Raw genomic sequence first — 14732 nt, 5'->3', positions numbered from 1 at the left:
GAAGTGATAGCAATCACCTTTTTTACTGTTTAGAGGTCAAAATTTAATCTACATCAAATTTAATCTTTAATAATCTTCTTTAATTTAGCATTAACGTCTAAATACGCTAACAATTAGCTCCTCTCTAATTGGCTTTTTTATCTATTAAGTCGATTCTGCCATACATTACTACTTACCAGTCTCATTATCTTATGTTAAAATTGACGCATATCAATAATTTTAACTTGATTGAGCCTTAAATATGATCCCAGAAAAAAGAGTTGTTCGTCGCATCCAGTCTGGTGGTTGTGCTATTCATTGTCAGGACTGCAGTATTAGCCAACTTTGCATTCCTTTTACACTGAATGAACATGAACTGGATCAACTTGATAATATCATCGAGCGCAAAAAGCCTATCCAAAAAGGCCAAGCTTTATTTAAAGCTGGTGATGAGTTGCGCTCATTATATGCCATTCGCTCCGGTACAATAAAAAGCTACACAATAACTGAGGAAGGCGATGAGCAAATTACCGGTTTCCACTTAGCTGGTGACCTTGTTGGTTTTGATGCCATTATTCATACACAGCACCCAAGTTTTGCACAAGCACTTGAAACCTCAATGGTTTGTGAAATCCCATTTGAAACATTAGATGACTTATCAGGCAAAATGCCTAATTTACGTCAACAAATTATGCGATTAATGAGCGGTGAAATTAAAGGCGATCAGGAAATGATCCTTTTACTGTCCAAGAAAAATGCTGAAGAACGATTAGCTGCATTTATTCTTAATTTATCTCATCGTTTTGCAGAGCGTGGTTTTTCACCAAGAGAATTTAGGCTAACCATGACTCGTGGTGATATTGGTAATTATCTCGGTCTAACCGTTGAAACTATTAGCCGTCTTTTAGGTCGTTTTCAAAAAAGTGGTATGCTTAGCGTCAAAGGCAAGTACATTACTATTGAAGATATGACGAAGCTAACTGATATTGCAGGTAAAGTTACAGCTATTACATGCTAACCATCCTAAACGGATCACATTCTTAGTGGTCCGTTTTCGTTTTTTTTCCCAGATTTCTTGCCTATTTAATGCCAATATCATAGTTTATCTATGTGGAAGTATCCGTATATCGAGAGGATTTCAATATGGCAAACTATAAAAACCTGCTAGTTGCAATTGACCCAAATCAGGATGATCAACCTGCATTAAGACGTGCTGTCTACATCGTGCAGCGTAATGGTGGACGGATAAAAGCGTTTCTTCCTATCTATGATCTTTCCTATGATATGACAACATTACTCTCCCCTGAAGAGCGTAATGCAATGCGTAAAGGGGTCATTAGCCAAAAAGCGGCTTGGATTAAACAACAAGCCCATTTTTACCTTGAAGCTGGGATTGATATTGAAATTAAAGTTATTTGGCATAACAAGCCATATGAGGCCATTATCCAAGAGGTTATTAGTGGAGAACACGACCTGCTACTGAAAATGGCACATCAAACCGACAATTTTGAATCAATAATTTTTACCCCACTCGACTGGCATCTACTTCGTAAATGCCCTGCGCCAGTTTGGATGGTAAAAGATAAAGTTTGGCCTGATCATGGCTCAGTTGTAGTGGCCGTAAACTTATCAAATGAAGAATCCTACCACGACGATCTCAATATTAAACTGGTTGAAAAAACTCGGGATTTAGCAACCCGTATCATTAAAGAACAAGAGATTCATTTAGTGAGCGCGTACCCTGTTGCACCGATGAATATCGCCATCGAGCTGCCGGATTTCGATCCTAGCCTATACAATAACGCTCTTCGAGGCCAACACCTAATCGCGATGAAGGAATTACGCCAAAAGTTTGCTATCGATGAAAAATACACTCATGTCCGTGAAGGGCTACCTGAAAAAATAATTCCCGATATGTGTGAAGAACTACACGCCGGTGTAGTTGTATTGGGGATTTTAGGCCGTACAGGGATTTCTGCTGCCTTTTTAGGTAATACAGCTGAGCATGTGATTGATAAACTCAAATGTGACTTATTAGCCATAAAACCGGATGGCTTTGTATGTCCTATCAGTGCAGTTGATGATGATTGATTTCACTTCCCTCCATTTTTAATGGGGGGTTCCTATTAACACTTATTTCTACATTAAATAGCGGCCAAGGTTTCATCGGGTTGTAAATGACTTGATTAAACCTATCAAGCTCTACCTCATCTCAGGCTTATATTGTAAAACCATCTTTCAATATTTTGTCGTCATCAGTAGTAAATTATCCCCCTGTAAAACAGGGGGATAATAAAGATGTAAAAGCAATTTAAATAAGCTAAAACCATCATAAAAAATACAATTTGCTCAAAGTTGAGCAGATTTGGAAATATTTCACATAGAAATTTTCACAAATAAAGGAGCGGATTTTATAGTATTATTGATTTCCTCTGTTTTAGCATAAGCCGCATCAGCATCAGTTGTATTAAAAATCACAACACAATCAATTAATTTATTCTCTAAAAAACCAATGAAATCATTTTTATTCACTACGCCAAACGTGATGTTATTATCCAAACCTGAAATAACTTTATTGCTATTTTCATAATTATCTATATCCTTAACAACCTTATTAGCCAAATTAATATATGATGTTTTCAGATTAAATACTTTTTTTCTGGTATCTAAAGTTCGATTATGCTCTACTCGCTCAAACTCAGTCATTTCTTTACTATTTAATTCTTCATTTAATCTACTAATATTAGCATTTAATTCCACCATATCTCTTTCAAAATTACTTACATGTCTAAGATGATTTGGCCCAGTATATTCCCCATTTTTTTCATAGTTATTTATCGCGGAATAATTTTTGTTAGCCTTATACAATAATTCCCCATGCTTACGGTAAAGAAGTGTAGCTTCAAGCTCCACATTGATTAAATACCTTTGAACATCATGAGGTAGGTCAGGCAATATTTTTCGTAATTCACTCCCTATTGCAGGGATATTATCGAACTTATCGAACATCCCTTTTAGCTTTGTAGAACGTTCCAAAATTGAAGTAGCAGCCTTTTTTCGAGAGCCTGGATTATCAATATAACCTCTTATTTCAGATATTAATTTATTATGAGTATCTATGCTACCATTTAATTCATTATAATGATTATCAATCTGTTCAAGATACTCCTTAACTAATCTATATTCTTCAGGCTTAAGTATTTTACTCTTTCCTTGGAGGTCTACCTTCAAGATACGTTGGCGTTCTGGCTCATTTTTTGCCATATATTTTTCATATAGCTCAGTTATTTCTCGCACATATGAAATATTATTATTTGTAGAAATTATGGAACATTCTAAATCAATAATATAATTAGCCTGAGTAGCTTTATCAAACATAGCATTTTTCATTTTAAAACTCCGTTTTTAAAAAATAAAAAAGTAAGGGCAGAAAAAACAATAATACATTAAATATCCAAAAACAAATTTAATATTCGTATATTACGCGCATTAAAATAACAATAAAAAAAATACCATTATCACAATGAATGATTATTTAAAATAGATAATAAGACATTTGATGATGTATGATTTTATTTTCCATCTAAACTTTAAGGTTAAATAATGTATCTAATACCTTATTTAATAAAGCCATATCCAGTTTTATGCTTAATATATTAACAAGGCTTAACACCATAAAAGTGGGGCTACTGGTATCGACCAATAGCCCCATCATATTAATTAAACGCTTTAATTATTTAGTAGTTATAGTGCACGTAAGATGGCATCAACGCTATCTTTCGCATCACCAAATAACATTTGGGTATTTTCTTTAAAGAATAATGGGTTTTGTACACCGGCATAACCTGTATTCATCGAACGCTTGAATACAATGACATTACTCGCTTTCCAAACCTCAAGCACTGGCATCCCAGCTATTGGGCTATTTGGGTCCTCTTGTGCCGCAGGGTTAACTGTATCGTTAGCACCAATAACTAGCACAGTATCGGTATCAGAAAAATCGTCATTAATTTCATCCATTTCTAATACGACATCGTAAGGAACTTTCGCTTCCGCCAATAATACGTTCATATGCCCTGGTAAGCGCCCAGCAACTGGGTGGATACCAAAACGAACTTTGACCCCACGTTCCCGCAACTTAGTGGTAATATCAGCAACAGGATATTGAGCTTGCGCCACAGCCATACCATAACCTGGAGTGATGATCACTGATGTTGAGTTTTTTAGCATTTCAGCGACTTCTTCCGCTGACGTTTCACGATACTCGCCCATCTCTTCTTCAGAGCCAGTCGATGACCCATCGGTACCAAACCCCCCCGCAATAACACTAATAAATGAGCGGTTCATTGCCTTACACATAATATAAGACAGAATTGCACCTGAGGAACCAACCAATGCACCAGTTACGATCAGTAAGTCATTACTTAACATAAAGCCTGCCGCCGCTGCTGCCCAACCTGAGTATGAGTTAAGCATCGAAACAACGACTGGCATATCAGCACCACCAATAGAGGCGACCAAGTGCCAACCAAAAGCTAATGCGATCACAGTCATGATTAACATTAAGAACACTTGTAAACCAACGCTTTGGGTCTTAACGAAAATCACTAACAAAATAAATGAAACAACCAGTGCCGCTAAGTTAAGTTTATGTCTATTTGGCAACATCATCGGTTTAGATGACATTTTGCCTGACAACTTGCCGTAAGCCACAACCGAGCCCGTAAAGGTCACCGCACCGATAAAGATACCTAAGAAAACCTCAGTTAAATGAATATTTTCCATTACGACATCAGCATGTGCTTCACTTGCGATAAAGCTATTGAAACCGACTAGTACCGCAGCTAAACCAACAAAGCTATGTAAAATAGCCACCAGTTCAGGCATTTCAGTCATTTCAACTTTTTTTGCTAAACGGACTCCAATCACGGCACCAATCACCATGGCAACGATCATCCAGCCCACATTTGCGCTATGGGGACCTAATATGGTAGCAACGAGTGCGATAGCCATCCCCACGATGCCATAAGTGTTCCCTCTTTGAGAACTTTCATGGCGCGATAGCCCCGCAAGGCTAAAAATAAATAGGATAGCAGCAACAATGTAAGCCGCTGTCACAATTCCACTTGACAACATAAGTTACCCCTTATCCTTTACGAAACATTTTTAACATGCGTTGAGTTACTGTGAACCCACCGAAAATATTGATACTTGCTATCAATATGGCAATAAAGGATAAGAAGCTTACCCAGCCACCACTCCCTATTTGGAGTAAGGCACCGACAACAATAATCCCTGAGATTGCATTCGTGACTGACATTAATGGCGTATGTAATGCATGAGTCACATTCCAAACCACGTAATAACCTACAACACAAGCAAGTGCAAATACCGTGAAGTGTGATAAAAACTCTTTTGGCGCTGAATTGGCAAACCAACCAAATAATACAATTGCTAATGCCATCAAGCCATATTTCACCACTGGCGACATCTTTTTCTCAGGCGCTTTAACCTTTTCAACTGGTTGCGGCTTCGCCTGCGGTTGAGCAGATACCTGAATTGGAGGTGCTGGCCAAGTGATTTCCCCTTGTTTGATCACCGTTACACCACGAATAACGAGGTCGTCGAAATCGATATCAATTTCACCATTTTTATCTTTACACAATAATTTCATTAAGTTAACAAGGTTAGTACCATATAACTGTGATGATTGTGTTGGTAGGCGGCTTGGTAAATCTGTGTAACCAATAATTTTCACACCATTATCGGTAACAACTAGCTTATCAGCTTGAGTTAACTCACAGTTCCCCCCCGTTTGTGCGGCTAAATCCACAACCACACTTCCCGGCTTCATTGATTCGACCATTTCTTTAGTAATCAATTTAGGAGCAGGTTTTCCAGGGATCAGAGCGGTAGTGACAATAATATCCACGTCTTTAGCTTGAGCCGCGAATAATTCCATCTCAGCCTTGATAAAGGCTTCTGACATCACTTTCGCATAACCATCACCGCTTCCAGCTTCTTCTTTAAAGTCCAATTCAAGGAACTCAGCGCCCATACTTTGGACTTGCTCTTTCACCTCTGGGCGAGTGTCGAATGCACGAACAATCGCACCAAGGCTGCCAGCCGCGCCAATAGCCGCAAGCCCAGCAACCCCAGCCCCGATGACCATGACTTTTGCTGGCGGAACCTTACCTGCTGCGGTAATTTGACCAGTAAAAAAGCGACCAAATTCATGGGCAGCTTCAACAATCGCACGATAACCGGCAATATTTGCCATTGAGCTTAGCGCATCAAGTGATTGTGCTCTTGAAATACGAGGGACTGCATCCATAGCCATCACATTAATATTACGCGCTTGTAGAGCATCCATTAGCGCAGCATTTTGAGCTGGCCAAATAAAGCTCACCAGTGTCGCTCCCTCTTTTAATAACGGTATTTCATCTTCCAGTGGAGCGTTGACTTTAAAAACAATATCAGCTGCAAATGCAGTGTCACGATCAACTATTTCTGCACCTACCTGCTCGTATGCTACATCATCAAAACTCGCTAAGTGCCCTGCGTCTTGTTCTACACAGACAGAAAAACCCAACTTTACTAGTTGAGTCACTGTTGAAGGTGTAGCAGCAACACGCGCTTCATTGGCAAGTCGTTCTCTTGGTATACCAATACGCATAATGTTCCCTTTTTAAAGCCTAAAGTAATGTTGTTGATTGAATGTTTGCTAAAATAATGACCATCATCACAGAGAAAAGTCTTATTTTGTGTATAAACAGATTTTTAATGTTCTAATAACCTACTGAAAATATGCTTCTTGATCCATAATTGATCACGATTCTTAGACAGTAAATGGAATTCGCAGTGAAAATCTTAGTTTTAGGTCAATAAAATACTGGATACTTTAAAAAATCTGGTAAATTTAACTAGTCAATAATTATTTATTTCTTATAAAAAGAAAATCATGAGACAACAGGTTCAGTTACGTGTAATAATCACGTACATGTGATACAACTAAGATTCAGCACTTTTATAATAAATTGCGCAAGGCGGAAGGATTTTGTATGAAGCTGAAAACTACGGTCATCGCAGCCGCGGTGTTATCATTAACTAGTATAACTGCTACTCAGGCGGCTGTTGAATTGACGCCAAAACAGGCTACTGAATTAAAACCTTATGAGCGTATAACAGTTACCGGGCGCTTTAATGCTATCTATGAAGCATCCGATGCAGTCTCCCGTAGGGCTGATAAAATGGGGGCGTATGCCTTTTACATTCAAAGCCTTGATGATGTAGGTGATAGCGGCAACATGCGTGTTGTTGCGGATGTCTACGCGAAAGATGCACCTAAAGTCGACGAACCAAAACGTCGTGTCTTTGGCGGTGTTGAAGAAATGACTAAAACTGACGCTGCACAGTACGAACCTTTCGATACTGTTACAGTTAGCGGTTTTTACCCTTCTCAACCTGACCTTTACGAAGCTATTGCAAAAAAAGCGCTCGAAAAGAATGCAGCATCATTCTATGTCGTACGTAATATTGCAATGAACGATGGTGGTAATACCTTAGCAACCGCGTACATCTATAAAAAAGATGCACCAAAACGGCAAGTTCTCAATGAAGATGCTGTTGTTCCCGCTGATTCAGATGCAGGTCGAGCGCTGCTCGCTGAAGGTGGTGAAGCGGCTAAAAAGGTAAGAATACCTGGTGTTGCTTCATCCGAAGAACCCACAACAGCGGTAGGTCGTTTCTTTGAAACTTCTAGCAGCCAACCTGGTCGAACAAGTGTAACACTACCAAGTGGCTATATAATTGAAGAAGTCAATAAAACAGCTGCTGCACAAATGGTTCCATTTGATTCAATCACCTTCTCTGGTTACTACACAAATACACCAGAAGTACGTTATCAAATTGCAAAACGTGCTGAAGCGAAAGGTGCCAAATATTTCCATATTACAAGAGAATGGCAATCTAACGGTGGAAGTGTCACCATTAGTGCCGATTTATTTAAGTAATAAATAACGTCTCTAAAAAACCAGTCTAATTATCTAGGCTGGTTTTTTTATTTTAATAACTCAAAATGCTTGAAACCCCATCTTTACCTCTTTCTTCTGATACTTTTTCATCATTAACATAAAAGTGAATAAATCATCCAATAAAATGCATACTTTCCCATTGCATATCGGCCATTTCATTCGTAGAATCCCACAACTTAAATTACGGCAGTCAAAGTCACTAGATTATTTAAACCTGCCAGTTAAACTCATTACTGCAATGACGTTTTAACGTCATTTTAACTTTTGATTGCTAAACACTCAGGATTTACTTTGAAAAATACATTGAGCCTTACTGCACTAACCGCCCTTGTTCTTAGTTCAATGGTTGGTGCTGGTGTATTTAGCCTTCCGCAAAATATGGCCGAAGTGGCTAGTCCACTCGCTTTAATCATTGGTTGGTCTATTACAGGTGTTGGGATCTTATTTCTCGCATTTGCTCTATTACTATTGTCTCGAATACGCCCTGATCTAGATGGCGGCATTTTTACCTATGCAAAAGTTGGCTTTGGTGAACTCATCGGGTTTTGTTCTGCGTGGGGTTATTGGCTCTGTGCCGTTGTAGCAAACGTGTCCTATCTCGTTATTGTTTTTGCGGCGATCAGCTTCTTTACTGATACCCCTGATAACATTATTTTTGGTGATGGAAATACCTGGCAGGCATTGATAGGTGAATCAATACTATTGTGGTTTGTTCATTATTTAGTTCTACGAGGCGTACAAACCGCCGCCGGCATCAATAAATTAGCAACAATGGCTAAATTAGTTCCCCTTGGCTTGTTTATTGTCTTGGCGTTTTTTGCATTTAAATTAGATATCTTTAATGCAGATTTCAGCGGAATAGACCTAAAAATGCCGGTTTGGGAACAAGTCAAAGATACTATGCTAATTACCCTTTGGGTATTTATTGGTATTGAAGGTGCTGTAGTTGTTTCTGCACGCGCAAAAAATCGCAGAGATGTTGGTTTAGCAACAGTCTTTGCGGTTAGCTCAGCACTAATCATCTATATCCTTGTTACCCTACTATCACTCGGTATTATGCCTCGCGCTGAACTTGCAGAAATCAAAAACCCATCAATGGCGGCTTTGATGGTTAATTTAATGGGCTCAAGTGGTGATATCATCATTGCTGCTGGGTTAATTATTTCGGTATGCGGTGCTTATTTAAGCTGGACAATCATGGCTGCAGAAGTACCTTATATTGCGGCTCAATACCAGTCATTCCCTAAAATTTTCAATAAATTAAATAAAAATGATGCCCCATCTTCATCATTATGGCTAACCAACGGTGCGGTACAGCTCTCACTGGTTTTAATTTGGCTCAGTGGTAGCAATTATAATACATTGCTAACAATTGCCTCTGAAATGATTTTAGTGCCTTATTTCTTGGTTGGCGCATTTTTGATGAAGGTTGCATTTGAGCGCCATAACAAAGCATTACTTGCCGTCGGATTTATTGCCAGCATCTATGGTTTATGGTTACTTTATGCATCAGGTTTAATTAACTTGCTATTATCTGTGGTGCTATATGCCCCTGGCATTCTAGTCTTTTTCTATGCTCGCCAACAACAGACCAATAAGGCCCCATTAAAAACGATAGAAATAATCATGGCTTATGCTATTGCTGTCGCAGCAATACCCGCACTCTATTATTTACTCGCATAGCGTCCATCATTTAGGTAGGCTTAGTCTAATATTATTAAGCCTACCTTCTTTGACCATATAGGCTCATCATTCTCACTGTATAAATCATCTTTTTTCGTTATCTCCCCCCTCTCTTTGTTTTCAATTTCAACCTAGTTAAATGTTTATTTTGTATGAGCACAGTGGCTAATTGGATGTAATTCTTACAGTATGTTGTAACTAAATCAGGGTGAAAATAGTTTTATTAAATACGAAGCTAAATAAAAAAGCTTCGTGCCGTTAAGTACGAAGCTTTGGTAAATCAAAAGGCGATTATTACGACAATTTTTGCGATAAGCTATCCATCGTCTGAATAATTCTTTTATCTGAAATTGGATAAGGCGTCCCTAATTGCTGAGCAAACAGACTGATACGCAATTCCTCTATCATCCAGCGAACCTCTTGTACTTCAGGCATATCTTTTTGAATTGGTGTCAGTTTTGCTAACCATTGCTGCCACATATTTTGAATGTGTTCGACTTTACTCATTTGAGCCCGGTCACGATTTGGGTCAATAGCCAACTTTTCAAGGCGACGCTCAATACCATTTAAATACCGCAACACGTCGGGCAAACGTTTCCAACCATGAGCAGTGACAAAGCCTTTAAATACCAGCCCCCCCATTTGTGCTTTTATATCAGAAAGTGCTAGAGCCATCGAAAAGTCTACTCGCCCTTTCAAACGTTTACTAATTGCAAATACTGCACTAAGAATTTGCTCAACTTGCTTTGCAATAGTGACAACGACATCGTTTAATTCAGCACGAGCAAACTCTTTAAGCTTCTCAAATTGCGCTTCATCCCACACAGCTCCACCAAAATTAGCAATTAATTGGTCTACCCCACAAGAGATACAGTCATCGATTAGGTCTAAAACTTTACCATAGGGATTAAAATACAACCCTAATTTCGATTTATTCGGTAGTTTTTCATGCAAATATTTAATGGGTGATGGAATATTTAGCAATAATAACCGGCGAATACCACACCACATTGCTTGCTGTTGCTCAAATTCTGTTTCAAATACACGAATTCCTACACTGTTTTTTTCATCAACTAAGGCCGGATAGGCTTTAACTGAATACCCTCCTCGCTTTTGCTCAAAACGTTGAGGTAATTCGCCAAAACTCCAAATATGTAAACCAGATTGTTCAATCCCATCGTCAACGACCTCAGAGAGTGTTTCTTGCACTTTTTCCTTCAGGCTATTTTTCAAAATATCGAGATCTTGGCCTTCCGCAATAGTTTTATTTTTGTCGCCAATAACACGGTAAGTCATTTTTAAATGTACAGGAAGTTGGTCAAGCTGCCACGCTTCACGTTCAACAGTCACTCCAGTCATCCGACGCAATTCTTTTTCTAGCTTGTCTAACACACTACCTTCAGGTTCTGGCACACGCTCAAGAAAGGCTGAAGCATAGTTTGGCGCAGGAACGAAGTTTCTTCTAATTGGTTTGGGTAATGACTTAATTAATGCAACAATCAATTCATGCCGTAAACCTGGCACTTGCCAGTCAAAACCCATATTCTGCACCTGATTTAAAATAGCGAGAGGAATATGTACTGTCACGCCGTCTGCATCAGTGCCTGGTTCAAATTGATAGCTTAAGCGAAATTTAAGCTCCCCTTGATACCAATAATTGGGGTAATCAAGCGCCGAAACTTTACTGGCATCTTCTTTGATTAACATGCTTTTTTCAAAACTTAGCAAGTCTGCCTGCTGTTTTGACGCAGTTTTCCACCAGTTATCGAAGTGGCGTGAAGAAATCACATCATTCGGGATCCGCTGGTCATAAAAAGCAAATAAGGTTTCATCGTCAACTAATATGTCACGTCGACGTGATTTATGTTCTAAATCCTCAACTTCAGATAACAGTTTAAGGTTTTCTTTAAAAAATGCGTGACGCGTTACCCAGTCCCCTTCTACTAAGGCGTGCCGAATAAATAACTCACGACATAATAAAGGGTCAATGTTGCCATAATTCACTTTCCGCGCTGAAACAATCGGTAAACCATATAAGGTCACTTTCTCTGATGCCATTACCGCACCTTCAGATTTTGACCAATGGGGTTCACTATAGCTATACTTCGTCAAATGCTCTGCTAATGGTTCAATCCACTCAACATCAATAGAAGCCGCAATTCTCCCCCATAGTTTTGATGTTTCAACTAACTCTGCAACCATTGCCCATTTAGGGGGCTTTTTGAATAAACCTGAGCCAGGAAAAATGGTGAACCGCGCATTCCTTGCTCCAGTATATTCTGGTTTATCAACATCCTTTTGCCCGATATGTGAAAGTAACCCAGCCAATAAAGAAATATGGATACTACGAAAATCAGCTGCTGAGCTATTAATCGCAAAACCTTGTTCTTTTACAACTTGCCTTAGTTGCGTATATAAGTCTTGCCATTCACGAATACGTAAATAATTTAAAAACTCTTGTTTGCACATTTTCCTAAATTGAGCGTTAGACAGCTGTGTTTGTTGCTCTTTCAGGTAATCCCAAAGGTTTAAAAAAGCCAAAAAGTCTGATTGTTTGTCATGGAAGCGACGATGTTTTTCATCAGAAGCTTGTTGCTTATCCAAAGGCCTTTCTCTTGGATCTTGGATTGAAAGCGCAGAAACTATGACCATCGTTTCCCTAATGGCACCATGTTTTCTCGCCTCAATAACCATACGAGCTAACCTCGGGTCAACAGGCAGTTGGGCTAATTGACGACCTGTATCTGTTAATTGGTAGCCCTTATCTGCCTGCCTATGAGGTTTAATTGCCCCGAGCTCCTCCAACAGTTTTACGCCATCTTGTATATTACGTTTATCAGGAGCCTCTACAAATGGGAATGCAGAAATATCACCAAGGCCTATAGAAGTCATTTGCAAAATAACTGAGGCTAAATTGGTCCGTAATATTTCGGGGTCAGTAAACTCCGCTCGTGAAAGAAAATCCTCTTCCGAATATAGGCGAATACAGATACCATCAGAAACACGCCCACAACGCCCTTTTCGTTGATTCGCAGAAGCTTGTGAAATGGCCTCGACAGGCAAACGTTGCACTTTTGTTCGATAACTATAACGACTGATCCGTGCATAACCTGTATCAATTACATATTTGATACCAGGTACTGTTAATGATGTTTCTGCTACGTTGGTCGCTAAAATAATTCGCCTTCCTCCATGAGGATGGAAAATACGATTTTGTTCTGTATTAGAGAGCCTTGCAAACAAAGGAAGAATTTCAGTGTGACGTAATGACAACTTTGATAAAGCATCAGCAGTATCACGTATTTCACGTTCACCACTCATGAATATCAGAATATCACCATTACCTTCTAGTGATAATTCGTTAACAGCATCAACAATCCCATCAATTTGGTCACGGTCACTGTCATTATCTCCGCCAACAATTGGGCGATAACGCACTTCTACAGGGTAAGTACGCCCAGATACCTCAACAATTGGCGCATGATTGAAGTGCTTCGAGAACCTTTCAGGATCAATAGTTGCTGAAGTAATAATAACTTTTAAATCAGGGCGTTTGGGTAATAATTGACGCAAATACCCTAAAATGAAGTCAATATTTAAGCTTCTCTCATGTGCTTCATCGATAATAATCGTATCGTATTGTAGGAGTAATTTGTCATTCTGCAGCTCTGCAAGGAGGATACCGTCCGTCATCAATTTAATTTGGGTGGTTTCACTCACTTGGTCACTAAAACGGACTTTATAACCCACATTAGTGCCCAATTCACACTCTAATTCTTGTGCTAAACGAGAAGCAACTGACCTAGCAGCAAGGCGACGCGGTTGGGTATGGCCAATATAGCCGAGTACACCTCGTCCAAGTTCAAGACAGATTTTTGGAATTTGGGTTGTTTTACCTGAGCCAGTTTCACCTGCAATAATAACCACTTGATGTTTTTTAATCGCATCAAAAATAACATCTTTTTTCTGGCTGACCGGTAAATTATCAGGGTAAACAATTTTAGGTGGATTTAACCTTTTGGCTAACACCTTCTGCTTAGCCGTTTCAATATCCGACTTAATGATATCAAGTACAGCTGAACGCGATTTTTCATCTTGAATTTTCGCGACTCCATGCACTCTTTTTTTCAGTAACCATTGGTCACGTAATGAAGTTTGTCCAATATCAGCGTTTAATGCTGTCAGTATGGATTTCACTTTTTAATCCTTATATTTTTAATTACAATTACGATAGTCATTAAACTTCGCCGTTTAGAAGTAGCATTTAGATTAGGTTTTGATTGTTGTTATTACATAAAAATACCATCATTTTTTTTGAAGTAAGCTATCTAATTTTCTGTCTATCAATCAGTTATGTATCACGTATGATTAGAGTAAAGTAATACAATAAATTTGAGGAACATATGAGTAAAATATTACTATTGAAATCAAGTATTCTTGCTGACTACTCACAAAGCAATAAAATGGCAGATTACTTTATTCAGCAATGGCAGGAAAAATACCCAGCAGACGCAGTTACTGTACGTGATTTAGTCAATCAGCCGGTCCCAGCAATTGACAGTGAAATTTTAGCAGCTTTTGGCCCTAGTGACACGAAAACAGAACAACAACAAGCACATTTAGACCTATCAAATGCATTAATTGAAGAAATCAAAGCTCATGATACGATTGTTATTGCAGCACCTATGTACAATTTCACGATTTCGTCTCATTTAAAACACTACTTTGACTTTATTGCACGTTCAGGGCATACCTTTAAATATACAGAACAAGGTTCCGTTGGTTTATTAAAAGATAAACGCGCTTATGTATTAACAAGCCGAGGCGGCATCTATAAAGATACACCTGCTGATACTATGGTGCCTTATTTAACATTATTTTTGAATTTTATTGGTATCAGCGATATTGAGTTTATTTTTGCTGAAGGGACTGCGTTAGGGCCCGATTCAGTTTTACAAGCTCATCAACAAGCTCAAGAACATATAAATAACATCATAAATTAATAAGCACCTCATATACCTAAAGCTACCATTGTTA

At 38.7% G+C, this 14732-nt stretch carries 9 protein-coding genes; 5 read left to right on the top strand and 4 right to left on the bottom strand.

The features are described 5' to 3' along the window. Window positions 1–241 precede the first annotated feature (241 nt). Both ACIPUA_RS13250 and uspE read left to right on the top strand, forming a co-directional pair. Window positions 242–997, top strand: coding sequence for an FNR family transcription factor (locus ACIPUA_RS13250; RefSeq protein WP_042843842.1), 756 nt, complete (start codon window positions 242–244; stop codon window positions 995–997). 125 nt (window positions 998–1122) lie between these two features. Further along, on the top strand, window positions 1123–2070 hold the full coding sequence (gene uspE / locus ACIPUA_RS13245) for a universal stress protein UspE (RefSeq protein WP_042843843.1): 948 nt from the start codon (window positions 1123–1125) through the stop codon (window positions 2068–2070). Between the two features lie 285 nt (window positions 2071–2355). Here uspE and ACIPUA_RS13240 read toward each other — a convergent pair whose 3' ends face one another. From ACIPUA_RS13240 to pntA, 3 genes are all read right to left on the bottom strand, one after another. Continuing rightward, window positions 2356–3369: a hypothetical protein gene (locus tag ACIPUA_RS13240; protein ID WP_042843844.1), complete on the bottom strand. Its 1014-nt coding sequence runs from the start codon at window positions 3367–3369 to the stop codon at window positions 2356–2358. Between the two features lie 354 nt (window positions 3370–3723). Beyond that, complete coding sequence (pntB, locus tag ACIPUA_RS13235; protein ID WP_042844348.1) at window positions 3724–5112, bottom strand: Re/Si-specific NAD(P)(+) transhydrogenase subunit beta; 1389 nt, start codon at window positions 5110–5112, stop codon at window positions 3724–3726. Between the two features lie 13 nt (window positions 5113–5125). Further along, window positions 5126–6655 (bottom strand): Re/Si-specific NAD(P)(+) transhydrogenase subunit alpha, encoded by a 1530-nt coding sequence (pntA, locus tag ACIPUA_RS13230; protein ID WP_048607149.1) that lies wholly within the window; start codon window positions 6653–6655, stop codon window positions 5126–5128. A 385-nt stretch (window positions 6656–7040) separates the two neighbouring features. Here pntA and ydgH point away from each other — a divergent pair, with 385 nt between their 5' ends. Together ydgH and ACIPUA_RS13220 are read left to right on the top strand one after the other, a co-directional pair. Further along, on the top strand, window positions 7041–7991 hold the full coding sequence (ydgH, locus tag ACIPUA_RS13225; RefSeq protein WP_042843846.1) for a DUF1471 family protein YdgH: 951 nt from the start codon (window positions 7041–7043) through the stop codon (window positions 7989–7991). Window positions 7992–8354: 363 nt separating this feature from the next. Further along, a complete protein-coding gene (locus tag ACIPUA_RS13220; RefSeq protein WP_395346592.1) occupies window positions 8355–9695 on the top strand; it encodes an amino acid permease in 1341 nt (446 codons plus the stop codon). A 294-nt stretch (window positions 9696–9989) separates the two neighbouring features. Here the strand turns inward: ACIPUA_RS13220 and hrpA are convergent, their stop codons facing one another. Continuing rightward, entirely contained in the window at window positions 9990–13892 is a 3903-nt protein-coding gene (gene hrpA / locus ACIPUA_RS13215; RefSeq protein ID WP_048607147.1) for an ATP-dependent RNA helicase HrpA, read from the bottom strand. A gap of 206 nt (window positions 13893–14098) precedes the next feature. On the opposite strand from hrpA, the gene ACIPUA_RS13210 reads away from it, so the two are divergent. After that, window positions 14099–14698, top strand: a complete 600-nt coding sequence (locus tag ACIPUA_RS13210) for an FMN-dependent NADH-azoreductase (protein ID WP_042843850.1) — start codon at window positions 14099–14101, stop codon at window positions 14696–14698. The last annotated feature ends 34 nt before the right edge of the window (window positions 14699–14732 follow it).

Source organism: Providencia sp. AGC89 (assembly GCF_053543535.1).
Note: the sequence above shows the minus strand (reverse complement) of the source record. Positions and strands in the feature narration are given on the sequence as shown.

What these genes read in the sequence shown, in the direction of transcription:
- ACIPUA_RS13250 (WP_042843842.1), top strand. Translation starts at nt 242, where the DNA reads ATGATCCCAGAAAAAAGAGTTGTTCGTCGCATCCAGTCTGGTGGTTGT.
- uspE (WP_042843843.1), top strand. Translation starts at nt 1,123, where the DNA reads ATGGCAAACTATAAAAACCTGCTAGTTGCAATTGACCCAAATCAGGAT.
- ACIPUA_RS13240 (WP_042843844.1), bottom strand. Translation starts at nt 3,369, where the DNA reads ATGAAAAATGCTATGTTTGATAAAGCTACTCAGGCTAATTATATTATT.
- pntA (WP_048607149.1), bottom strand. Translation starts at nt 6,655, where the DNA reads ATGCGTATTGGTATACCAAGAGAACGACTTGCCAATGAAGCGCGTGTT.
- ydgH (WP_042843846.1), top strand. Translation starts at nt 7,041, where the DNA reads ATGAAGCTGAAAACTACGGTCATCGCAGCCGCGGTGTTATCATTAACT.
- ACIPUA_RS13220 (WP_395346592.1), top strand. Translation starts at nt 8,355, where the DNA reads ATGGTTGGTGCTGGTGTATTTAGCCTTCCGCAAAATATGGCCGAAGTG.
- ACIPUA_RS13210 (WP_042843850.1), top strand. Translation starts at nt 14,099, where the DNA reads ATGAGTAAAATATTACTATTGAAATCAAGTATTCTTGCTGACTACTCA.